Origin of the sequence: Streptococcus mitis (assembly GCF_901542415.1) — a bacterium.
Lineage (GTDB): Bacteria > Bacillota > Bacilli > Lactobacillales > Streptococcaceae > Streptococcus > Streptococcus mitis_BL.
The window spans coordinates 1,080,681-1,103,156 of sequence record NZ_CABEHV010000004.1 but is presented as its reverse complement, the minus strand read 5'-3'; the positions used below and the strand labels follow the sequence as shown (position 1 = coordinate 1,103,156).

The 22,476-nt window shown below is 40.5% G+C and carries 27 protein-coding genes and 1 tRNA gene; 11 read left to right on the top strand and 17 right to left on the bottom strand.

The annotated features are described in order from the left end of the window. Positions 1-280 precede the first annotated feature (280 nt). The gene (locus tag FQT24_RS05605) at positions 281-1,762 is read left to right on the top strand and encodes a M protein trans-acting positive regulator PRD domain-containing protein (protein ID WP_143952435.1); all 1,482 of its coding nucleotides are present in this window, start codon (positions 281-283) and stop codon (positions 1,760-1,762) included. Positions 1,763-1,916: 154 nt separating this feature from the next. Here the strand turns inward: FQT24_RS05605 and FQT24_RS05600 are convergent, their stop codons facing one another. The 4 genes from FQT24_RS05600 to FQT24_RS05585 all read right to left on the bottom strand — a co-directional run bounded on the left by FQT24_RS05600 (position 1,917) and on the right by FQT24_RS05585 (position 5,397). Next, a complete protein-coding gene (locus tag FQT24_RS05600; RefSeq protein WP_143952434.1) occupies positions 1,917-3,062 on the bottom strand; it encodes a low temperature requirement protein A in 1,146 nt (381 codons plus the stop codon). Between the two features lie 214 nt (positions 3,063-3,276). Continuing rightward, positions 3,277-3,729 (bottom strand): hypothetical protein, encoded by a 453-nt coding sequence (locus FQT24_RS05595; protein ID WP_049549759.1) that lies wholly within the window; start codon positions 3,727-3,729, stop codon positions 3,277-3,279. A gap of 59 nt (positions 3,730-3,788) precedes the next feature. Next, positions 3,789-3,861: transfer RNA gene (locus FQT24_RS05590), tRNA-Lys, on the bottom strand. A 264-nt stretch (positions 3,862-4,125) separates the two neighbouring features. Beyond that, complete coding sequence (locus FQT24_RS05585; protein WP_033606237.1) at positions 4,126-5,397, bottom strand: replication-associated recombination protein A; 1,272 nt, start codon at positions 5,395-5,397, stop codon at positions 4,126-4,128. A 115-nt stretch (positions 5,398-5,512) separates the two neighbouring features. Between FQT24_RS05585 and FQT24_RS05580 the strand changes: the two genes are divergently transcribed. From FQT24_RS05580 to pepF, 5 genes are all read left to right on the top strand, one after another. Beyond that, positions 5,513-5,983 carry a DUF3013 family protein gene (locus FQT24_RS05580; RefSeq protein ID WP_143952433.1) on the top strand — a complete coding sequence of 157 codons (471 nt, stop codon included), beginning with the start codon at positions 5,513-5,515 and terminating at the stop codon, positions 5,981-5,983. A gap of 9 nt (positions 5,984-5,992) precedes the next feature. Beyond that, positions 5,993-6,421 carry an NUDIX hydrolase gene (locus FQT24_RS05575; RefSeq protein WP_061087674.1) on the top strand — a complete coding sequence of 143 codons (429 nt, stop codon included), beginning with the start codon at positions 5,993-5,995 and terminating at the stop codon, positions 6,419-6,421. A 137-nt stretch (positions 6,422-6,558) separates the two neighbouring features. Next, positions 6,559-7,509, top strand: coding sequence for a 50S ribosomal protein L11 methyltransferase (gene prmA / locus FQT24_RS05570; protein WP_084946871.1), 951 nt, complete (start codon positions 6,559-6,561; stop codon positions 7,507-7,509). A 1-nt stretch (position 7,510) separates the two neighbouring features. After that, positions 7,511-8,254: a 16S rRNA (uracil(1498)-N(3))-methyltransferase gene (locus FQT24_RS05565; protein ID WP_143952432.1), complete on the top strand. Its 744-nt coding sequence runs from the start codon at positions 7,511-7,513 to the stop codon at positions 8,252-8,254. 10 nt (positions 8,255-8,264) lie between these two features. Then, the gene (gene pepF / locus FQT24_RS05560; protein ID WP_143952431.1) at positions 8,265-10,061 is read left to right on the top strand and encodes an oligoendopeptidase F; all 1,797 of its coding nucleotides are present in this window, start codon (positions 8,265-8,267) and stop codon (positions 10,059-10,061) included. A 168-nt stretch (positions 10,062-10,229) separates the two neighbouring features. On the opposite strand, the gene FQT24_RS05555 is transcribed toward pepF, so the two are convergent. After that, positions 10,230-10,619 carry a nuclear transport factor 2 family protein gene (locus tag FQT24_RS05555; RefSeq protein WP_143952430.1) on the bottom strand — a complete coding sequence of 130 codons (390 nt, stop codon included), beginning with the start codon at positions 10,617-10,619 and terminating at the stop codon, positions 10,230-10,232. A gap of 178 nt (positions 10,620-10,797) precedes the next feature. Here FQT24_RS05555 and FQT24_RS05550 point away from each other — a divergent pair, with 178 nt between their 5' ends. Further along, entirely contained in the window at positions 10,798-11,103 is a 306-nt protein-coding gene (locus tag FQT24_RS05550; protein WP_260666697.1) for a winged helix-turn-helix transcriptional regulator, read from the top strand. A gap of 11 nt (positions 11,104-11,114) precedes the next feature. Beyond that, on the top strand, positions 11,115-11,906 hold the full coding sequence (locus FQT24_RS05545; RefSeq protein WP_024057282.1) for a DUF2785 domain-containing protein: 792 nt from the start codon (positions 11,115-11,117) through the stop codon (positions 11,904-11,906). 107 nt (positions 11,907-12,013) lie between these two features. Here the strand turns inward: FQT24_RS05545 and FQT24_RS05540 are convergent, their stop codons facing one another. Beyond that, positions 12,014-12,778: a (S)-acetoin forming diacetyl reductase gene (locus tag FQT24_RS05540; RefSeq protein ID WP_000048147.1), complete on the bottom strand. Its 765-nt coding sequence runs from the start codon at positions 12,776-12,778 to the stop codon at positions 12,014-12,016. Positions 12,779-13,032: 254 nt separating this feature from the next. On the opposite strand from FQT24_RS05540, the gene FQT24_RS05535 reads away from it, so the two are divergent. After that, positions 13,033-13,701, top strand: coding sequence for an MIP/aquaporin family protein (locus tag FQT24_RS05535; RefSeq protein ID WP_143952429.1), 669 nt, complete (start codon positions 13,033-13,035; stop codon positions 13,699-13,701). 216 nt (positions 13,702-13,917) lie between these two features. On the opposite strand, the gene queF is transcribed toward FQT24_RS05535, so the two are convergent. The 7 genes from queF to FQT24_RS05500 all read right to left on the bottom strand — a co-directional run bounded on the left by queF (position 13,918) and on the right by FQT24_RS05500 (position 17,463). Continuing rightward, positions 13,918-14,409, bottom strand: coding sequence for a preQ(1) synthase (gene queF / locus FQT24_RS05530; protein WP_000082587.1), 492 nt, complete (start codon positions 14,407-14,409; stop codon positions 13,918-13,920). An 18-nt stretch (positions 14,410-14,427) separates the two neighbouring features. Beyond that, positions 14,428-15,144 carry a 7-carboxy-7-deazaguanine synthase QueE gene (gene queE / locus FQT24_RS05525; RefSeq protein ID WP_143952428.1) on the bottom strand — a complete coding sequence of 239 codons (717 nt, stop codon included), beginning with the start codon at positions 15,142-15,144 and terminating at the stop codon, positions 14,428-14,430. Next, positions 15,137-15,580 (bottom strand): 6-carboxytetrahydropterin synthase QueD, encoded by a 444-nt coding sequence (queD, locus tag FQT24_RS05520; RefSeq protein WP_143952427.1) that lies wholly within the window; start codon positions 15,578-15,580, stop codon positions 15,137-15,139. The genes queE and queD overlap by 8 nt, the downstream gene beginning before the upstream one ends. Beyond that, positions 15,580-16,233 (bottom strand): 7-cyano-7-deazaguanine synthase QueC, encoded by a 654-nt coding sequence (gene queC / locus FQT24_RS05515; protein ID WP_143952426.1) that lies wholly within the window; start codon positions 16,231-16,233, stop codon positions 15,580-15,582. Before queC ends, queD begins: the two co-directional genes overlap by 1 nt. 200 nt (positions 16,234-16,433) lie before the next feature. Beyond that, positions 16,434-16,748, bottom strand: a complete 315-nt coding sequence (gene trxA, locus FQT24_RS05510; RefSeq protein WP_001029581.1) for a thioredoxin — start codon at positions 16,746-16,748, stop codon at positions 16,434-16,436. A gap of 15 nt (positions 16,749-16,763) precedes the next feature. Beyond that, on the bottom strand, positions 16,764-16,985 hold the full coding sequence (locus FQT24_RS05505; protein WP_000570249.1) for a DUF4649 family protein: 222 nt from the start codon (positions 16,983-16,985) through the stop codon (positions 16,764-16,766). Between the two features lie 97 nt (positions 16,986-17,082). Continuing rightward, entirely contained in the window at positions 17,083-17,463 is a 381-nt protein-coding gene (locus FQT24_RS05500; RefSeq protein WP_143952425.1) for a MarR family winged helix-turn-helix transcriptional regulator, read from the bottom strand. A gap of 282 nt (positions 17,464-17,745) precedes the next feature. Between FQT24_RS05500 and FQT24_RS05495 the strand changes: the two genes are divergently transcribed. After that, positions 17,746-18,120: a CidA/LrgA family protein gene (locus FQT24_RS05495; RefSeq protein ID WP_143952424.1), complete on the top strand. Its 375-nt coding sequence runs from the start codon at positions 17,746-17,748 to the stop codon at positions 18,118-18,120. Continuing rightward, positions 18,117-18,812 carry an LrgB family protein gene (locus FQT24_RS05490; RefSeq protein ID WP_001288952.1) on the top strand — a complete coding sequence of 232 codons (696 nt, stop codon included), beginning with the start codon at positions 18,117-18,119 and terminating at the stop codon, positions 18,810-18,812. Before FQT24_RS05495 ends, FQT24_RS05490 begins: the two co-directional genes overlap by 4 nt. Positions 18,813-18,863: 51 nt before the next feature. Here the strand turns inward: FQT24_RS05490 and gggC are convergent, their stop codons facing one another. The 4 genes from gggC to FQT24_RS05470 form a co-directional block, all read right to left on the bottom strand. Further along, positions 18,864-20,411 (bottom strand): streptosactin export ABC transporter GggC, encoded by a 1,548-nt coding sequence (gggC, locus tag FQT24_RS05485; protein ID WP_143952423.1) that lies wholly within the window; start codon positions 20,409-20,411, stop codon positions 18,864-18,866. A 139-nt stretch (positions 20,412-20,550) separates the two neighbouring features. Further along, complete coding sequence (locus FQT24_RS05480) at positions 20,551-21,318, bottom strand: hypothetical protein (RefSeq protein ID WP_143952422.1); 768 nt, start codon at positions 21,316-21,318, stop codon at positions 20,551-20,553. Between the two features lie 15 nt (positions 21,319-21,333). Beyond that, on the bottom strand, positions 21,334-22,029 hold the full coding sequence (locus FQT24_RS05475) for an ABC transporter ATP-binding protein (RefSeq protein ID WP_143952421.1): 696 nt from the start codon (positions 22,027-22,029) through the stop codon (positions 21,334-21,336). A gap of 4 nt (positions 22,030-22,033) precedes the next feature. After that, positions 22,034-22,399 carry a GntR family transcriptional regulator gene (locus tag FQT24_RS05470; protein ID WP_020901665.1) on the bottom strand — a complete coding sequence of 122 codons (366 nt, stop codon included), beginning with the start codon at positions 22,397-22,399 and terminating at the stop codon, positions 22,034-22,036. Positions 22,400-22,476: the final 77 nt, after the last annotated feature.

Sequence of the window (22,476 nt, the reverse complement as noted above, 5' to 3'; positions counted from 1 at the left end):
CTATTTCTAAATCAAAGAATCAATTTCTTTGATTACACTAATTATATAGTATTTCAATTTGGAAAGATAATAGTTCGTCTTAAAAACCGTACTGTAAACATGTACTCTAGATACAGATAAATAAGAAAAGCTTGATGCTTCTGAGTTTCTAAGGGATTAGACTAGTCTTTTTATGACAAGCAAAAGTCGTTGTAAGAGGATAAATGCACTCCATGTGGTATAATTGCATGAAGATTGAAAGACAATCATTTAGTTTATTATAAAGAGAGAAAAGCTATTCATGAGAGATTTATTATCTAAAAAAAGTCACAGACAATTAGAATTGTTAGAATTACTATTTGAAAATAAACGCTGGTTTCATATTTTGGAACTAGCAGAATTATTGCACTGTACGGAACGTTCAGTAAAAGATGACTTGTCTCAAGTCAGATCTTCTTTTCCTGACTTGATATTTCATTCCTCAACAAACGGCATCCGTATCATTAATACCGATGATAGTGATATTGAGATGGTCTATCATCATTTTTTTAAGCATTCAACCCACTTTTCAATTTTAGAATTTGTCTTCTTTAATGAAGGATGTGATACTGATAGTATTTGCAAAGAGTTTTATATCAGTTCTTCCTCTCTTTATCGTATCATCAGTCATATTAATAAAATTATTAAGAAACAATATCGTTTTGAAGTTAGCCTCAATCCAGTTCGAATCACTGGAAATGAGATTGATATCCGTTACTTTTTTGCCCAGTATTTTTCAGAGAAATATTATTTCCTCGAATGGCCTTTTGAAGATTTTTCAATAGAGCCTTTGTGTAAGCTGTTAGCACTAGTCTATAAAGAAACTGCATTTCCCGTCAATTTCGCAACTCAAAGAATGTTAAAATTACTTCTGGTTACAAATTTATATCGCATAAAGTTTGGTCATTTCATGGAAGTTGAGAGAGATTCTTTTAACAATCAATTGTTAGAATCGTTCATGCAGGCAGAAGAAATCGAAGACATTGTAGCGAGCTTTGATTCTGAATATCATATCTCTCTGAATAAAGAAGTGCTAGGTCAACTATTTGTATCCTATTTTCAAAAAATGTTTTTCATAGATGAAGAAGTATTTCTGAACTATGCAAAAACAGAAAGCTATGTTAAAAAATCGTATCAATTATTGGAAGATTTTGTGGATCAGGTATCAAGAGAGTATAATCTCCAAGTAGACAATAAAGACAATCTGATTTGGCATCTGCATAATACGGCACATCTGCATCGCCAGGAATTATCTACAGAGTTTATCCTATTTGATCAAAAAGGCAATACAATCAAAAACTTTCAAAATATTTTCCCTCGCTTTGTTTCAGAGGTGAAGGAAGGGATTGAACATTACCTAAAGACTTTGAAAATGGATGATAGTTCAATGAAAGTCAATCATTTGGCCTATACGTTTATCACCCATAGCAAACACTTAGTGCTAGATCTTTTACAAAATCAACCTAAATTAAAGGTTTTGGTCATGAGTAATTTTGATCAGTATCATGCAAAATCAGTAGCTGAGACACTTTCTTACTATTGCAGTAACAATTTTGAACTGGAGGTTTGGGGTGAATTAGAGTTGTCCCTTGATGCTCTAAAAGAATCACCTTACGACATCATTATTTCTAATTTTATTATTCCACCTATTGAAAATAAGAGACTGATCTATTCCAATAATGTCAACACAGTCGCTCTCATCTCTTTGCTTAACGCAATGATGTTTATTCGATTAGACGAGTAGCTAAGAATAACAAAAAACGCTAGATAGCGTTTTTTTGTGATAAGAAAAGAATTTCATCAATAGTAGACTCAGAATATCCTAACAGTCTTGTCATTTTTTAGTTCAGAACAACAAAAAGCCTTGGTTCCCAAAGCTTTTTTATGTTATAAACTCATTAAAATAACTCCCAGTTAGATTTGGAATATTTTTTATTCTGTGTCATATAAAAATAAATAAAATGAATGGCTATAGCTAGAGCTAAAATGGTTGTAATACTCACTACTATTATAGGATTAGAAGCAAAGATTAAAGAGAGAATCAAGGCAGCCAGATAGAGTGTCGCTTGGACACAGTAGTAACTTTTCGAATAGAGAAGATAGTGTTTGTTATAGGGCCCATTTACTAGGACAGCAGCTTGAAAGAGGCCAAATCCGATATAAGAGAAGCTGGTTGCAAAGAGAAGATTAGCTTCAGGATTCAGAAGAAAACTCAGCGAAACGGTCATCATAATAAGTCCAATGAAAATAGGATAGTGACTGTAAATTAGAAATAGTCCCTTTTGATTAGATTTTTCATCAATAGCATGGTCGAATTGACCAAAATAAAACAAGAACAGAGAAAGCATAATAATGAAATAAAGAACCGAATAAATCGAGAAATTCTCGATTGTAAAGAAGTTAGCTAGCTCCATAATCATCTCTCCAAACGTAATAATGACAAGAAGGGAGATGCGCTCGATTAAATGGGGGAGATTTACCTGGTAATGCTTATCTTTACTAAGCAAGATAATTGGCATAATAAATGTTAGCAGAATACTAGCAAATAAGACAGAGACTCCAACGTAAATAGGAAGAAGAGCTGCTAGATAGACTCCTAAACTTCCTAGACCTGTTATCCATAGAAAACCTTTGATACTTTCCCGTTCAACATTATCGGTTGATTTTCTAAAAAATTCAACCAAATATTGTAAAAATAAGGTAAAGGTTAATGTACCAACAGCCCAACAAAGATAATAAAAATATTGTTGCCAATCAGGTCCAATCATATTGGCTATAAAGAGTAAAAGTCCCATTTTGATAAACATGATTACCATGTTAAATAAAGAGTTCTTTCCATAGCGATTGGTATAAATGGTTTGAATCATCCATGAATCAGTGAGAACCAAGACAGCCATGAAAAAATCAAGGAAAGAATTCCAAGTCAAAATACCGTTATGAAGATGCTCAATTAAAGTAGTTACTTTTGAAATTGCAAAAACAAAAACTAGGTCATAAAAAAGTTCTGAAAATTCTACACGTTTATGTTTAATAAGAGTTGTCATCTTAAGACCTTTCTATTTTAGAAGTACAATTTATTATAACAGAAAATGGTAATGAGAGAAAAGGATATGCTTAAATAACTTTATGTGGCGCGAATTGTCAAAACCTTGGAGCACATTTACCTCACGTACCAGCTTACAGGCGGAGTGTTTGACGATTGATAATGAAGAATAAGATTTTACAATAGAAAAGCGAGGATATCCTCGCTTTTTTTATTTAATCTAATAGCTCCTTATTTTCAATTAAGAGCTCTAGTGGAGATTTATCTCTTGCTTCAATAAAACCAGGTTCATATTGGGTATGAAGTGTTCTTTTCTGAGAAGTTGGATCAATATACAACTCTTTTCCATCTTCTGTATATAGTTGGTTGCCTCTTGTTAGGTAAAGTAAATCCTCTAAGTACTGTCCATCAGTATGTAGGAAATGCTCGATGTATTTGACAGCTTTTAAGATTTCACTTACTTTATCAGAGTATTCATTAGATTCAAGAACACTCTTTTCTAACTCAATCTCTTTACTCGTTCCAAAGAGTTGGGTTGGAGTTGCATTAAAATATTCTGCTATCTTATCCAAATTTGCAAAGGTAGGATAGCTTTTTTGTTTTTCGTAGAGGAGCAAAAGAATTTTTTTACACACAAAATATATCTTGAGCATCTGTTGATGGGACATAAGTAGGGAGGACACAAAAAAAGCCTTGATTTACAAGGCTTTTTCCTGTTGTATTTAGATGCCCCCTACAGGGATCGAACCTGTGACCCACGGATTAAGAGTCCGCTGCTCTGCCAGCTGAGCTAAGGAGGCAAAGAAAAAAGCTGTATTGGTGCCGAAACTTCACGGTTTGTATTGAACCCGCGCAATTAAGCAGGTGGGCAACTCGCTCTAACTGAAGCTGTTTCCGTGTGAGACGGCCTACATGCTGTTAGAAGACTTTTGTTTCCCTAATAATACAAAAAATAGTCGGTCAACACTTAAGTGTGAAGTCGTACACCACAGCGTTTCTATGTTTATATAATACCACTTTTTCAAAAAAAATCAAGAGGAAAGTGCAATTTTTTGAAAAGGATTTCAGATTTTTCGCAAACGGTCGATAGCTTCCTTTCTTTGAGCCAAAGCCCGTTCATATTTACCAGTATCTTCTGCTTGGAAATAGTGATGATTACGAATTTTTTCTGGTAGATAGTCTTGCTTGACCCAATTTCCAGGATAGTTGTGTGGATAGAGATAGTCTTGGGCATTCCCCAGTTCCTTGCTTCCACTGTAGTGGCCATCGCGCAGGTGTCGAGGGATAGGCAAATGCCCTGATGTTTTGAGGTCAGCAAGTGCCTTATCCATAGCTACATAGGCTGAGTTGGATTTTGGAGAAAGAGCCAAATCAATCACGACGTTGGCAATGAGGATGCGAGCTTCGGGAAAACCAATCTTTTGGGCAGCATCCAGAGCAGTCACAGTGTGAATCTGGGCTTCAGGATTGGCCAAACCGATATCTTCATAAGCGATAACAGTCAAACGACGAGCGAGACTTGGCAAATCACCAGCCTCAATCAAGCGAGCAGCATAGTGAAGACTGGCATCGACATCCGAACCTCGTATGGACTTTTGCAGGGCTGAGAGTACGTCATAATGTCCATCCCCATCCTTATCCATGGTAATGTAGCTTCTCTGAAGGCTATTTTCCATGATGTCTAGAGTGATATGGCGGATGTCCTCGTCATTCTCAGGGGTAGAAAGAACAGCCAAGTCCAGTGAGTTAAAGGCAGAGCGAAGGTCTCCGTTTGTAGAGGTAGCAATGAAATCCAGCGCATCCTCATCTAGTTCTACTGGAAAATCAAAACCACGCTCAGGGTTACTTAGAGCTATCTGCAGGGCCTCTTTGACGTCTTGGTTAGACAGAGGTTCCAACTCAAAAATTTGAACACGGCTACGAATGGCAGGAGTGACAGAGAAGAAAGGATTTTCAGTCGTAGCCCCAATCATGATGACCAGACCACTTTCTAAGAGTGGCAAAAGAAAGTCTTGCTTGGTTTTGTCAAGACGATGGATTTCGTCTAGTAATAGGACGAGACCACCAGAGAATTTAGCCTCTTCCGCAATTTCTTGCAGTCGTTTTTTACTATCAACTGTCGCATTGAAAGTTCGAAAGGCATACTTAGTAGTCCCTGCGATGGCAGAGGCAATACTGGTCTTGCCGATTCCCGGAGGGCCATAGAGAATCATGGAGGACAGGCGGTTGGCTTCTACCATGCGGCGGATGATTTTTCCTTGTCCGACCAGATGTTCCTGACCGATGACCTGGTCGATGGTTTTAGGGCGCATGCGAAGCGCGAGATTGTCTGGCATAGCAGTCCTTTCTAACGTGGATTTTCTGATGTATATGTGGTAAGATGGTAGTATCTATTTTAGCATATTTCCGAGCAATCGGGGCGATTGAAGAGTCGCATAGAAAGAGGACAAAATGGCAACATACGGATTTTTAGATGTTTTAGAGGAAGAGTTGGAGAAGAACTTTCCCTTTGACTTTGAGATTAGTTGGGACAAACGCAATCACGCGGTTGAAGTGAGTTTTCTATTGGAAGCGCAAAATGCTGCAGGTGTGGAGATGGTAGATGAAGATGGAGAGGTTTCATCAGATGACATTCTCTTTGAAGAAGCAGTCATTTTTTACAATCCTGCTAAGTCAAGCGTCAATGAGGAAGACTATTTGACAGTTATCCCTTATCTTCCCAAAAAAGGATTTTCTCGTGAATTTTTAGCTTATTTTGCTCTGTTCCTCAAAGACACTGCAGAGGTTGGGCTGGATGCGCTCATGGACTTTTTGGAAGAGCCAGAAGCAGAGGAATTCGTCATGGAATGGAACCAAGAAGTCTTTGAAGAAGGGAAAGTTGGATTGGAAGAGGGAGAGTTTTATCCTTATCCGAGATACTAGGAGTTTGACATGGAAATAGAGATTTCTGATTTCACAGGCTGTAAGATTGCTTTGTTTTGTGGGGATAAGCTCTTGACTATCTTACGCGATGATAAGGCAAGCATTCCCTGGCCCAATATGTGGGAACTTCCAGGCGGTGGACGTGAAGGTGATGAAAGTCCTTTTGAGTGCGTGGCGCGTGAGGTTTATGAAGAACTGGAAATTCATTTGACTGAGGATTGTCTGCTTTGGAGTAAGGTTTATCCAAGTATGCTTTTTGCGGATAAACAATCTGTATTTCTAGTCGGTCAGTTAACACAGAACCAGTTTGACAGCATCGTATTTGGAGATGAGGGACAGGGTTATCAGTTAATGAATGTTGAGGAGTTTCTTAGTTCCAGTCAAGTTGTACCTCAGTTGCAAGAGAGATTAAAAGATTATTTAAAAGTAAGTGATTAGAAAGGATGGTTCAGTTACATTTCTAAACTGAACCCGCCCTAAACACGGTGCCAAAAAGATAAACTTCTCTTAGACACAAGCGTCTTCAGAGAAGTTTCTATTTTGGCTTTGTGTTTTACGGGCTTGGTATCTTAAATATGGAAACATGGCAAGAGTTAAAAGTTACAGTTAAGCGTGAGGGGGAGGAGTTAGTTTCCAATCTCTTGATTGAGCTGGGAGCGCAAGGAGTCGCAATCGAAGACAGTATGGACTATGTGGGAAATGTTGACCGCTTCGGCGAGATTTTCCCAGAGGTCGAGCAGCAAGAAGAAATCGTAGTAACAGCCTACTATCCTGATACGGTTGATGTAGCAACGGTTGAGTCAGATTTGCAGGCTCGTCTCGCGGAACTAACTGATTTTATGGACTTGGGAGAGGTCAAAATGGGGACGACTGCCTTGGCTGAGGAAGACTGGGCAGACAACTGGAAGAAATACTATGAACCAGCTCGCATCACTCATGATTTGACCATCGTGCCGTCGTGGACGGACTACGAGGCGACTGCTGGGGAAAAGATTATCAAGCTGGATCCTGGCATGGCTTTTGGTACGGGGACCCATCCAACCACTAAGATGAGCCTCTTTGCCTTGGAGCAGGTTCTTCGTGGTGGGGAAACAGTGCTAGATGTGGGGACTGGATCAGGCGTCCTCTCTATTGCTAGCTCGCTACTGGGTGCTAAGGAAATTTTCGCCTACGACCTAGATGATGTAGCGGTTCGTGTGGCTCAGGAAAATATTGAGCTCAACCCTGGCATGGAAAACATCCATGTAGCTGCAGGTGATTTGCTTAAGGGGGTTGAGATTGAGGCAGATGTCATTGTGGCTAATATCTTGGCGGATATTCTCATTCATCTGACAGATGATGCTTATCGATTGGTCAAGGATGAAGGCTACCTCATCATGAGTGGGATTATCAAGGACAAGTGGGACATGGTGCGCAAGTCGGCTGAGTCAGCTGGATTTTTCCTCGAAACTCACATGGTTCAAGGGGAATGGAATGCCTGTGTCTTTAAGAAAACCAAGGATATTTCCGGTGTGATTGGAGGCTAGCATGCAGCAGTATTTTGTAAAGGGTAATGCTACCTCGCCAGTCATCATCGAGGATAAGGAAACCAGCAAGCATATGTTTCAGGTAATGCGCTTGAAAGAAGATGATGAGGTTACTTTGGTCTTTGATGATGGAGTCAAGCGTTTGGCGCATGTGCTGGATGTGGAAGCTCGTCAGTTTGAGTTGGTCCAAGAACTAGATGACAATGTGGAACTGCCCGTTCAAGTAACCATCGCATCTGGATTTCCCAAGGGAGACAAGCTGGAGTTTATCACTCAAAAAGTAACCGAACTCGGAGCTAGTCAAATCTGGGCCTTCCCAGCAGACTGGTCAGTTGCCAAGTGGGATGGCAAGAAATTGGGTAAAAAGGTTGAAAAACTAGAAAAAATTGCCCTTGGAGCAGCAGAACAAAGCAAGCGTAATTTGGTCCCAAGTATCAAGCTTTTTGAGAAAAAAGCAGACTTTCTAGCCCAACTTGACCAATTTGACCGTATCATAGTAGCCTATGAAGAGTCGGCCAAAGAAGGTGAAGCCGCTGCGCTCTTACAAGCGGTCACTGGTCTTGAAACAGGAGCTAAACTGCTCTTTATCTTTGGTCCAGAAGGTGGTCTGTCACCTGCAGAAATTGAGAGTTTCGAAGCTAAGGGATCAGTCTTAGCAGGACTTGGTCCTCGTATTTTGCGAGCAGAAACAGCACCACTTTACGCTTTATCAGCCCTTAGTGTTTTATTAGAATTAGAGAAATAAGAGGAAGAAAATGGAACAAAAACACCGATCAGAATTTCCAGAGAAGGAACTTTGGGATTTAACAGCCTTATACCAAGACCGTGAGGATTTCTTACGTGCAATCGAGAAGGCTCGTGAAGACATCAACCAGTTTAGCCGTGATTACAAGGGTAATCTTTATACTTTTGAGGATTTTGAAAAGGCCTTTGCGGAATTGGAGCAAATCTACATTCAGATGAGCCATATTGGCAACTATGGCTTTATGCCACAGACGACAGATTATAGCAATGACGAATTTGCTAACATTGCCCAAGCTGGGATGGAATTTGAAACAGATGCTAGCGTAGCATTGACCTTCTTTGACGATGCCTTGGTGGCAGCAGACGAGGAAGTCTTGAATCGTTTGGGTGAATTGCCTCATTTAACAGCTGCCATTCGTCAGGCCAAAATCAAAAAAGCCCACTATCTAGGGGCTGATGTGGAGAAGGCCTTGACCAATCTGGGTGAAGTTTTCTACAGTCCGCAGGATATTTACACTAAAATGCGAGCTGGGGATTTCGAAATGGCTGACTTTGAAGCCCATGGAAAGACCTACAAAAACAGCTTTGTGACTTATGAGAATTTCTACCAAAATCATGAGGACGCTGAGGTTCGTGAGAAATCTTTCCGTTCCTTCTCAGAAGGACTTCGTAAGCACCAAAATACGGCTGCTGCAGCCTATCTAGCTCAGGTTAAGTCTGAAAAACTATTGGCAGATATGAAGGGATACGACTCTGTTTTTGACTATCTTCTGGCTGAACAAGAAGTGGACCGTGCCATGTTTGACCGCCAGATTGACCTCATCATGAAGGATTTTGCGCCCGTTGCTCAGAGATACCTCAAGCATGTTGCCAAGGTAAATGGTCTTGAAAAGATGACCTTTGCAGACTGGAAATTGGATTTGGATAGTGCCCTCAATCCTCAAGTGACCATTGACGACGCCTATGATTTGGTCATGAAGTCGGTAGAACCTTTGGGACAAGAATATTGTCAGGAAGTTGCTCGCTATCAAGAAGAGCGCTGGGTAGACTTTGCTGCTAACAGTGGCAAGGATTCCGGAGGTTATGCGGCGGATCCATATCGCGTGCACCCTTATGTCCTCATGAGCTGGACAGGTCGTTTGAGCGATGTCTATACCTTAATTCATGAAATCGGGCATTCTGGTCAATTCATCTTTTCAGACAATCACCAAAGCTACTTCAACGCCCACATGTCGACTTACTATGTCGAAGCGCCGTCAACCTTCAATGAATTGCTTTTAAGTGATTACTTGGAGCACCAGTCTGACGACCCTCGTCAAAAACGCTTCGCTCTGGCTCACCGCTTGACAGACACCTACTTCCATAACTTTATTACCCACCTCTTGGAAGCAGCCTTCCAGCGTAAGGTGTATACACTGATTGAAGAAGGAGAAACCTTCGGAGCAAGTAAGCTCAACAGCATTATGAAGGAAGTTTTGACCGATTTCTGGGGAGATGCTATTGAAATTGACGATGATGCAGCTCTGACTTGGATGCGCCAAGCTCATTATTACATGGGCTTGTATAGTTACACTTACTCAGCAGGGCTAGTCATCTCGACTGCAGGTTACCTCCATCTTAAAAACTCTGAAACTGGAGCTGAAGATTGGCTCAATCTCCTCAAATCGGGTGGTAGCAAGACACCGCTTGAGTCAGCTATGATTATCGGAGCTGATATTTCAACAGATAAACCACTCCGTGATACAATCCAATTCTTGTCTGACACAGTTGATCAGATTATCGCCTACAGTGCCCAGTTGGGAGAGTAAATTAAAAGAGTCTGGGACAAAAGTCTAACCTTAAATATAAAAAGCGAACAAAACGAGTTATCTGACACTCAGAATTCTGTCTTGTTCGCTTTTTTATCTAATCTATTGATTTAAAAATTTAGAATAAAGAATTCCTAAAATCAAAATTTTTTGTTCTGGCCTCTTTAATTATCCCCAAAAGCTATCTTCTTCAGCTTGATCTGAAGAGAAGAGCCAAACTTCTTTGATTTTTCCGTCTTCAATGCGGAAGAGGTCAATCCCGTTCATATTGAGTTCAGTACCATCAGCACGTGTTCCAAGAAAAGTAACATTGGCTGCGATTAAATCCTTATTGTCAGAAACCCAATTTGTTACCACCTTAAAGGTTCCATTAGTTTTCTCAGCAAATGTAGCCAGGTGAGTTCCTAGCTTGTCCTTACCAACAACTGTACCAGATATACTATGATTACCAGGTTGATGCCAGACAATATCGTCTGCCATCGTTTCAAAGACACCAGGAAAGTCACCAGCAATTAAAGCTTGGTTATAAGCATTGAAAATTTCTAAGTTTGTTGACATATATATTCTCCATTTCTTTTTTATGATATAATTGTAACAGTTACAAACAAAAAAACAAGTAGACACTTTTTTGATAGCTAGTATCAAAAGTGGTACTTTTATTGATACTAAAAGATAAATTTTTTTTTAAAAAATAGAAAGAAGATATTTTATGACAAATAAAGTGAGTGAGTAGGGTATTTGTCCATTTGCAACAACGCAGAGGGTTTTAACGGGGAAATGGGCACTGGTAATCATTTATCAGTTGAGTACGGGTACCAAACGATTTAAAGAATTGCAGAGATTATTGCCTGGGATTACTCAAACTATTTTGACCCGTCATCTCCGTCAATTAGAAAAGGATAAGATTGTTCAACGAAAGGTCTATGCCGAAGTTCCACCACGAGTTGAGTACAGCTTAACTGAAATGGGGCAGGAATTCAGAGTTGTTTTAGATGCTGTCGAGAAATGGGGTCTAGATTATATCAAGTTGCTAGAAATGTAGAGGTATTGACCATGTATCAAGAGTTACTCAGAAAAATATCTGAAGAAAGACCAAGTTATCATGAGGAAGAAATCCAGTGGTTGCTTGATCATTTGGGAGATCCTTCTCCAGAAATTCGTGATGACCTTGTTTTTACAAGCTTTGCTAGAGGGATTCAGGAAGAGCTATTTACACAGGAACAATTTCATTTCATTGCTGATGTGGTCTCAGCTGATGGAGGACTAGACAAAGAGATTGATAAGATAGGCCTGCCAACACTCGAACGTTCTTTTAGGGCGCTTATTTATGCAAATCTCTTGTCGGCGGACGCCAACCAGCAATCGGTTTTTTATCAGGGATTAAAAGCAGAAATTCGCAATGTCCTTTTAAATCAAGGTTTGTACTATCTTTCAAAAGAAAAGGATACAACGGGTTTTTCAAGTCAGTATGGTTGGGTTCATGCTTTTGCACATGGAGCCGATTTACTGACAGAGGTGGTTTGTCATCCAGACTTTCCTAAAAACAGAGTTCATGAAGTATTTGATATACTTGGCCAACTATTTAAAAGAATTTCGATTCGCTTTACAGATGATGAGGATTGGCGTTTAGCCAGAGTGATCTATGAACCTATTTTACAAGGGAAGTTGGAGCAAGAGCAAGTAGCTTCTTGGATAAAAGCTGTTGACTTTCCGATAGAAGAAAGGGAAGATTTTTATAAATTTTCCAACTTCAGATCCTGTCTGTTGGAAGTTTATGTCCAACTTGACCAGAGAAATAGTTTACAAGATGACTTGAAAGAAGCTATCCAGTCTTTTCAATACTAGGGATTAGCTAATATTACTTTTTGAAAGAGTTTCTATTGTATCCTCCTAACTAATAATGAAAACTAATAAAAGAGGTTGAATCATTTTCCAACCTCTTTTTGTGTATCTTAATGGAATTGCATACCACCATCAACGATAATGGTTTGTCCTGTAATGTAGTTTGAATCTGGTCCTGCAAGGAAGCTGACAGCAGCAGCCACATCTTCTGGTTCAGATAGACGTTTTAGGGTAATATCTTTTGCAAATGTCTGCATACCCCATTCGTCATCTTTTCCTGCATTTTTACCAACTTCATGAGCGATGTCGTACATCATTGGTGTTTTCACAATACCTGGTGCGTAGGCGTTAACAGTGATGCCTGAGTCTGCTAAATCACGCGCCAATGTTTGAGTAATACCACGAACAGCGAATTTTGTACCACCATAAACAGTCAAGTTTGGATTGCCCACTACACCGGCTTGAGAGGTTGCGTTGATAATTTTACCTCCGTGGCCAAGTGCTTTAAATTGCGCTTGTGCAGCTTGTGAACCCCAAATGACACCACCAACGTTGATACCGAAAGTGCGTGTAAATTGTTCCTCAGTAATTGTATCAAGAGGAGTAGTGGGAGCAACACCAGCGTTATTTACGACAACATTCAAATCACCAAAATGGTCAACAACCTTTTGAAATGCTTGTGCAACTTCGGCCTGTTTCGAAACATCGGCCACGACAGCAAAGGCATTTTCAGCTGATAATTCGGCAACAGCTTTTTCAGCTGTTTCGGGATTGTAGTCTAAGACTCCTACCTTAAAGCCATCTTGAACCAATCGTTTTGCGATTGCAAAACCGATTCCTTGACCTGCACCTGTGACAATAGCAACTTTAGACATATGATTCCTCCTTGGTATCCACGATACCATTCAAACGTTCATAAAAGAACAGCAAAGTTGTAAAAATTAGTTCAAATTAGGGAATAAATAACTTATTAGAACTATATTGACATTATATACCTTTAGAAAAAATGTTTCAAATAAACACTACCGTTTTTATAGAATTTTATCCTGAAAATTTCTAATCAATTTTCTTGAAACCCTTTCCCTCTTTTGATAGACTAGTATTTAGTTTTTAAAAAAGGAGAAAGAAAATGAAAAAATTTGTTGCTGAGTTAATCGGTACGTTCATGCTTGTGTTCATCGGAACAGGAGCTGTTGTTTTTGGAAATGGTCTTGATGGCCTAGGTCACCTTGGAATCGCCTTTGCCTTTGGTTTAGCCATCGTGGTTGCAGCCTACTCAATCGGAACTGTTTCAGGTGCTCACTTGAACCCAGCTGTTTCGATCGCTATGTTTGTTAACAAACGTTTGTCATCTTCAGAGCTTGTAAACTACATCCTTGGACAAGTAGTTGGAGCTTTCTTAGCATCTGCTTCTGTCTTCTTCCTCTTGGCAAACTCAGGTATGTCAACTGCTAGTCTTGGTGAAAATGCCTTGGCAAACGGTGTCACTGTCTTTGGTGGTTTCTTGTTTGAAGTCATTGCAACTTTCTTGTTTGTCTTGGTTATCATGACCGTAACTTCAGAAAGCAAGGGGAATGGCGCGATTGCTGGTTTGGTAATCGGTTTGTCCTTGATGGCGATGATTCTTGTCGGATTGAACATTACTGGCCTTTCAGTAAACCCAGCTCGTAGCTTGGCACCAGCTGTCTTGGTAGGTGGTGCAGCCCTTCGACAAGTTTGGATTTTCATCCTTGCACCAATCGCTGGTGGAGTTCTTGCAGCCCTCGTTGCAAAAAAATTCCTAGGAACAGAAGAATAATTGAAACTCAAAAAGCCTTGCTCCTCATCTTGAGGAACAGGGCTTTTTCTATTATACTCTTCGAAAATCTCTTCAAACCACGTCAGCGTCCATCTGCAACCTCAAAACACTGTTTTGAGCTGACTTCGTCAGTCTTATCTACGACCTCAAAGCAGTGCTTTGAGCAACCTGCGGCTAACTTCCTAGTTTGCTCTTTGATTTTCATTGAGTATGAGTTTAACGGTTGTCAATTTTCTCTGGATAAAGGTCGTGTTGGAAGAGGCGTTGTTCTGCTAAGCCTTCATACTTAGTTCCTGGCTTACCGTAGTTGTAGTAGGGGTCAATTGAAATGCCACCACGCGGAGTGAATTTTCCCCAGACTTCTAAATAGCGAGGGTCTAGCAAGTTAACCAAATCTTTCCCGATGGTGTTGATACAGTTTTCGTGGAAATCTCCGTGGTTTCGGTAGCTAAAGAGGTAGAGTTTGAGGGATTTTGATTCGACACAGAGCTTGTCAGGAATGTAGGAAATATAAATAGTTGCAAAGTCTGGTTGAGCAGTGATGGGACAAAGCGAGGTAAATTCAGGGCAGTTAAATTTGATGAAATAGTCATTTTCCACATGACGATTGTCAAAGGATTCGAGGACTTCTGGTTGATATTCGAAAATGTAGTTGGTTTCTTTGTTGCCTAGTAGGCTGAGGTTTTTCATTTCTTCTTGTTGTGACATGATTTTTTCTTTCTAATCTTAAACACCACGTTGGTTATCGTAGAGGAGGGTATGAAGTTGAGGAAGGACGCGGACATTGCCCCAGCTGTCGTCAGCAGCGACACGTTCCCAGAGTTCTTTGAGGCGGTCCAGTTGGTCTTGGACAATATTGCCTCTAGCCTTGGGCTCAGGATTTCCAGCAGATAAGAAGAGAACATCTGGTTGGTAGCGTTCTTGAATCCCTTTGGCAAAGGCTAAATCTGCATCATCAAAGACAGGAATTTTAAAGGTAACCTTATTTGGATCCAATTGGGAAACGATAAAATCCAAGGTCTCAAAGTTGACTTCCATCTTAGATGAGGGAGGCTTGGGGCTCAGGGTGACTTGGTCAATGTCTTTTAACCAATTTTGCCAGCGAGAGCCTTGGGTTTCAACAGCCAGAGTGATACCGCGTTCCTTGAGTTTAGTGACCAGTTCAGCCATATTGGCTGCTAGGATAGCAGGATTTCCCCCAGATAGGGTTACATAGTCGTAACTTCCTAGTTTATCTAAGGCAGCAATGACCTCGTCAGCTGTCATGCGAGTTGGCTTTTCAGAACCGTCCCAAGTGAAAGCAGAGTCGCACCAGTCGCAGTGGTAGTCGCAACCTGCAGTGCGGACAAACATGGTTTTCTGCCCAATTGCACGACCTTCACCTTGAAAGGTTGGACCGAAAATTTCTAGAACTGGTAGTTTAAGGACACGTTCCCTAGTCATCTAACCACTCCCGTCTAAACTCTGCAAAGGCAGTTGGAGTCTCATAGAGGCGAACATATTCCAAACGGAGACCGCGTTCGTCTGGCAACTCTTGATTCATGATTTGGAAAATCCAGTAAACCATATTTTCAGCAGTTGTGTTCATATAGGGCAGGGTCTCATTGAGATAGCGATGGTCCAAGTGGGGCTCTAAGTAGTTCTTGTAGATCGCTTTGATGTCTCCAAAATCATAGGTCATGCCACGTTCATCTAAAAATCCACTGACAGCAATCTGCAGATGATAGGTGTGGCCGTGCAGGGATTTGCATTTTCCCTCGTAGTGAAAAAGGTGGTGGGCAGCGTCAAAGGTAAATTCTTTTGATACCAAGGTTCTGTGAGGATTGTAGACAAGCGATTCCCCAGTTTCCTGTTTGATTTCTTTAGGTGCAAAAAACATTAGGACGCTCCTTTCTGTGAGAGATAAGCATCTAGACCATGTTGACGTAGATGGCAGGCTGGGCAATCTCCACAGCCACTTCCGATAATCCCATTGTAGCAGGTTAGAGTTTTTTCACGAACATAGTCAAAGGCACCGAGTTGGTCAGCCAATTCCCAAGTTTCAGCCTTGTCTAGCCACATGAGAGGTGTTTGGATAACGAAGTCGTAATCCATGGCAAGGTTGAGGGTGACATTGAGGGATTTGACAAAGACATCCCGGCAGTCAGGGTAGCCTGAAAAGTCTGTTTCACAGACACCTGTCACGATGTCTTTAATGCCTCGTTGCTTGGCAAGAACTGCCGCAAAGGATAGAAAGAGGTGGTTGCGACCGTCAACGAAGGTATTGGGAACCTCTCCTTCTTTTTGCTCAATTTCCAGATCAGAGGTCAGGGCATTTTCAGTGATTTGCCCCAGCAGGGACATATCTAGGATGTGATGACGAATTCCTTGTTCCTTAGCGATTTCTCTAGCAACTTGAATTTCGAGATGATGGCGTTGACCGTAGGCAAAGGTGACGGCTTCGACCGTTTCATAGTGTTCTTTAGCCCAAAAGAGGCAGGTTGTAGAATCTTGACCGCCACTAAAGACGACCAAGGCTGATTGACGTTTCATAGTACTCCTTCCAAAATGGGAAATGTTTAGAGCACGCAAAAAGCTCCCTTGAGGGAGCTAAAAAATACCAAGTAGAGGTTTTTTTAGCGATGGCATGTCCCAAACATCGTAATATTCTACCTACAGTCTAGCATATTTTTTGAAAAATGGCAAAGGGCAAGAAAAAAGAGACCAAAGAAAGTACTTGGTCTCTAGTGTGATTAGCTCAATTCAGCAACGATGGCCTTGATTTGTTCTGCTGTGTGAACACCAGCAACTTGTTTTACAACTTGGCCGTCTTTTTTGAAGAGAAGAGTTGGGATAGACATGATTCCAAAAGCACGAGCTGTGTTTGGATTTTCATCAACGTCCATTTTAACGATTTTCAATACATCTTCTGAAAGTTCTTCAGACAATTTGTCCAAGATTGGACCTTGCATACGACATGGACCACACCAAGTTGCCCAGAAGTCTACCAAGACCAAACCGTCTTTTGTTTCTTGTTCGAATGTTGCATCTGTAATTGCTTTTGCCATTGTATTTCTCCTTTTTTAGTTATATTGGCTTAAATCTTGTTTCTTGAGATAGAAGAAGATATCTCCGTAAGTCCCATGATAGTCCAAATCATGACCGTTGTAAGTTAATTTTTGGACAGGGTAGTAGTCTGCGACGCCGATAAGGCAAGCTTGTTGTGAACGATCAAAATCTTCATAAGAATCGAAGGTGACAGTTCTTTCATTCTTGCTGGCATCTAGATAGGTAATTTCAATCATTTTAAAAACTCCTTTGTTTAATGATGACTTTATTTTACTCCTTGTAGAAGAGAATGTCAAGAAAAATGATTGCGCACGCAACTTTTTTAAAATCATCTTAAATTAAGAAATTTAAACCAGTTTCCAAGCTTTCTTCGACAGCCTTTTGTAGAGAGGCTAGTGTCTTTTGTCCATCGCTTGTCAGGCAGATGAAGCTAGAGCGTCGATCTTGATCACAACACCTGCGACTAAGTAGACCACAATTTTTAGCTTCTAAGCGAGCCACCATCCGAGAAACAGCGCTCGGGCTCAGATGAAGCTTATCTGGCAGGTCAATCTGGCGTAGAGATTTTTCTTGGGCCAAATCCAGATAGTAGAGCAGGTAGAACTCTTTCAAGGTCAGACTTTGTTCACTCTGCTGGGCAACAGTCTCTTCCAAGAGACTTTCGATTTCTTTCTGACGCCGATTGAAATCAAACCATTTTTCTAAGTAGGTCATAGTATCTCCTTTCTTTTTAGAGTTATAAATAGAAGAAAGTTCATTCACGGACAGTCTCTGTATCACAAGATGATTGCGCATGCAATAATTATACTACTTTTCAAGAAAGCTGGCAAGAAGGACGCTGAAATCTTGTATCCTAAATCATGCCTGTTTTCACTAGTTTTTAATTGTCTGTATCCCCTTTCCTCTCTAATTTTCATTATCTATTGTGCATTTCCTTGAAATTTTCTGAAAAAAGAGTAAACTGGTATGCAAGAAGTCTATTTCGTGGAGTTTAGGATGAAATTATATGTTCAATTAATGATTCTCTTTGTGATTTCTCTAATCGGAGAGGGAATCTCCAGTTTCTTTCATTTGCCCATCCCAGGCAGTATTATCGGCTTAATCATTCTCTTTTTAGCCCTGCAATTCAAGTGGCTGAGAACCAGACATGTCAACATGGTAGGGAACTTCTTGCTGGCCAATATGACCATTCTCTTTTTGCCACCAGCAGTGGGAATCATGGAGAAGTTTGATGTGATTGCTCCCTATCTTTTGCCAATTGTTTTGATTGTCTTTTTTGCAGCAGTCATCAATATTATCCTCATAGCCTTGGTAGTTCAGTTTATCAAGAGACGGTTTGAGGGAGATTATGAGAAAGGAGATTCCAAATGAGTGAATTTGTTTCCAATCCCCTGTTTGGGCTTGCCCTGTCTATCTTAGCCTATCTAGTGGGGATGTTGATTTACAGACGTTTTCCTCATCCATTGACAACGCCCTTGCTTTTGTCAGCTGTTTTCATTATCATCTTTCTAAAGGTGACGGGTATTTCTTACCAAGATTACTACCAAGGTGGGGTTTATTTGAACAACTTGATTGTCCCATCGACTGTGGCTCTAGGGATTCCGCTTTATAAGAGTTTTCACTTGATGAAGCACCATGCACGGAGTATTCTCTTTGGTAGTCTGTTAGCAGTAGTTGTCAATACATCTTTCACAGCCCTTGTGGCGAAAATATTTGGTATGGACTTTTTCCTAGCCATTTCTCTCTTTCCTAAGTCAGTAACAACCGCCATGGCAGTGGGAATCACAGAAAAATTGCAAGGTCTGACGACCGTGACCTTGGTGGTTGTAGTGGCGACTGGGATTTTAACCAGTGTCATCGGACCAACCCTTTTGAAGTGGTTGAAAATAGATGATCCAGTAGCTGTTGGTCTTTCCCTTGGAGGAACAGGCCACGCAGTTGGAACAGGGACAGCCTTTCGATACGGTTCTGTAGCAGGAGCCATGGGTGGTTTGGCTATCGGTGTCACCGGTATTCTCTATGTCTTTGTCAGCCCTATTGTAGCCAGTTTGATATTGAGTTAAAAAGCAAGGAATTCGGGTTCCTTGCTTTTTAAAATCGTATGTTATAGACTATTACTTTTCTTTACTTAAGTGAATGACTTGGTCATAGTGTTTTAAGTCTTCTTCCGTGTAGTGGTGAATGACTTCAATGACTGTTTGAGGTAGGGAGAAGAGCAAGTCGCTAATTTTTCTGCTATTTTCCGAGTCAAGATTGGCCTTAATCTCATCTGCTAAGATGAGTTGGCTATCATGGTAGAGGGCTCGAGCGATTTCGAGGCGTTGTTTCTCGCCACCAGACAGACTATCATTGCTGAGCGTTCGATTTTTCAAATGTTCTAATCCTGTTTTTTTGAGGATATGATTTAAAGTCTCTGGATTTTTATCTAGTCCTAGAAGGATATTGTCGTCCAGAGATAGCGTGTCAAAGTAATGGCTATCTTGGAGGATATAGGAACTAAAGCTTGTGATTTCTTTACGTGACAGGTTTTGACCAGCAAAGCTAATCTGTCCACTTGTTGATGTCTCTTTTCCATGAATGATATTGAGCAGGGTTGTTTTACCAGAGCCACTTTCCCCGATAATGGCGATTTTTTCTCCTTGCTTGATGTGTATGGAAATCGGAGATAAGAGGATATTCCCATCTTTTTCAAGGGAGATGGTGTTAAGTTGGATAGGGAAAATATTTTCTATGCTTCTAGGAGAGGTGGAGTCAGACTGGCCCAAAAGTTCTTGGTATTTGTTGAGAAGAGTTCGAGTAGCTTTTCGGGTGTTGGTAAAGTAAGCCAACTCTTGGAATTGATAGCCGATATTATGGGAAACTAGATAGATGGCCACAAAACTCGCCGCATCTAAATAATTATAGTAGGTCATAAAGCCACCGATGACGATTGGTGTGACAGAACAAAAGGCATCGATGCTATTGATCAAGAGACTGTTTAAAGTTCGTTGCTTTTCATAGTTAATTTCGGTATCTAGACTGGTTTGTAATTGCTTTTGATAGCGAGCAAAAAAGTAGTCTTGCCCCTGATAATGGCGAATTTGTTGGTTACCACCAATAAAATTTGTCAAGCTTGCTAAGTAGCTCTGGTTAACAGTGGACCGCTTTTCAGAAAGTGAATCCAAACGCTTTGATCCGATAGCACTGCAGAGTACAGGAAAGGAGTAGAAGAGGATGAAAATCAAGCCCAGGTAAAAATTGGTCCATAGGGCATAGAGAATGGACACAGTGGTAAGGCCCAGAGAAGAAATGATGATGATCGTTGGCTCAATATAGTTTTCTTCTAGTTGCTTGACGTCGTTTTCTAGGTCGGACAAGATATCTTTTTCATCAATCTCATAACTGTTTAAAAATCGCTTGAAAATAGCACTCTTGATTCCATATTTGAAGTCAGTAATCAAACGAGCGTAGTAATAACGTTTCCCAGCCAAACCCAGTAAGAGGATGAGATTACCAAGGATTCCTAAAATCAAAACTTTCCAAAGAAGGCCTAGTTCTTGATTGGTAAAACTAGCAACAATATTTTGAACAAGGGCTGGTGTGATAATTGCTTCCAGCCAAGTAATGGCAATAGAAAAGAAGTAAAGTATGAGGTGCTTCTTAGTAACAAATCTTTTCAGCATAAAGAGTTGCCCTCCTTATCGATATACATGTAATCAATTTTAAAGTTATTATACTCTTTTTTATTAAATACTTCATATTAAAAATGTAAGTCCTGAGAACGAAAAAAGTCTAGCGAGTTATTGTCGCTAGACTTTAAAACTATTGCAAATTAACCTTGTTTCTCAAGATGTAGTAGGTTCCGAGGTAAAAGATAGCTATGAATATGAGTTCTTCAACAATGCCTACGCTTGCTCCCATATAGAAATTATCATTAAATCCTGCAAGTGAATTAATATAGAAGTTAGTACTGGTATTGAAGAAGACTTCAATAAATCCAATGACGATTTGGATACCGATATAAGCTACAATGGCTAGTGCGGTACGGTATTCATTGAAAAGTTGTCCGATGGAAATAGCCAAGTAGATGCAGAGGATTCCTGAAATGGTATTTAGTAGGAAGGATACCCCCATAAGAGAGAGTTGAGGAAGGAATGTTCCTACAAGTGGAATCAACTCAGAATTTGATATCCATTCTGGAACCGTTATGGTAACAATAATAAAAGCGCTTAGAGCTAGTACAGTGGAGCTAAGGATAGACCAAATGAAGGCTCCAACTAATTTGGCTGTGATGATATGGTGTTCAGAAACTGGCAAGGTCAAAGTCAGATAGCCTTGTCGGTCATAGACACTACCTTTGAATCGTTTAATAATCAAGAAAATGGTTGAAATCCCAAGCGTAATCATCAATCCACCAAAGACGAGAGCCAGAAAGAAAAGTAAGACAGGTTGGCTATCTTTGAAAGATACATAATTATAGTAGTGTCCTTGCATTCCTATGAGAACGGAAAGAACTAGCACGGCGGCGTAAAGAGCTAAATACCACTTGTTAACATTTTTAAATTCGTAGCGAACTAAATTCCAAAACATAATAATCTCCTTTGCTTAGGCCTTAAATTCCTGACGGAAGAGTTGGTCAATGGATTCACCCGACTCATAGCGAATATCGTCTACATTGCCTTGACGAACGACTTTTCCGTCTTTGAGGAAGACAATTTCATCCAAGATTGGCTCGATATCTGAAATCAAGTGGGTAGAAATCAAAACGGTAGAAGTTGGTGAGTAGTTGTTGATAATGGTATTGAGGATATAATCACGGGCTGCTGGATCCACCCCACCAATGGGTTCGTCTAAAACGTAGAGACGGGCATCACGGCTCATAACCAAAATCAGTTGGACCTTTTCCTTGTTTCCTTTTGATAGTTTCTTGAGACGACTATTTTCATCAATGCCAAGGTCTGCAAGTAGATGATGGGCGCGTTCCAGATTGAAATCTTTATAGAAGGTCTTGAAGTAGGTTAGGGCTTCTTTGACCTTCATTTGCTCATTGAGATAGGTCGTATCCGGCAAATAAGCTACGATGGCCTTGGTTGCTGGGCTTGGCTCCATGTCGTTGATCAGGACACGTCCTTGATCTGGTTGTAAGAGGCCATTGATTAGTTTAATCAATGTTGTTTTCCCTGAGCCGTTTGGACCGAGAAGACCAACGATTTTTCCAGCTGGGATCTCAAGGGAAACATTTTCAAGGGCTGGGGTTGCTCCATATGATTTGGATACATTTTCAAATGCTAGTAATGACATAGGCTTAAACTCCTTTAATATAATCGCCGACTACGCCTGGTAGTTCTTCTTTTTCATAGCCAAAATGGGTCATGGAGGAAACGAAGTGTTCCAATTCTTCTTCGGATAGTTGTTTGCGCGATTGGGTGATCAGTTCCTTATCCTCAGTCACAAATCGTCCAGTTGTTCGCTTGCTGTAGACAAATCCTTCTCGTTCGAGGTCTGACAAGGCTCTTTGGATGGTGTTGGGATTGACACCAGCCTCGCTAGCTAGCTCTCTCACGGTTGGAAGTTGTTGATTGGGTTCCAGTGTATGGGAAACAATCTGAAGCTTGATTTTCTCCATAATCTGTAAATAGATGGGTTTTTTGTTGTCAAATGTCCAGGACATCTTGGTCTCCTTTCTTTTATCTAGTTGTCTTAATTAAATAATACAACAAAACAAAAAACTTGTCAAGCAAAAAGTAG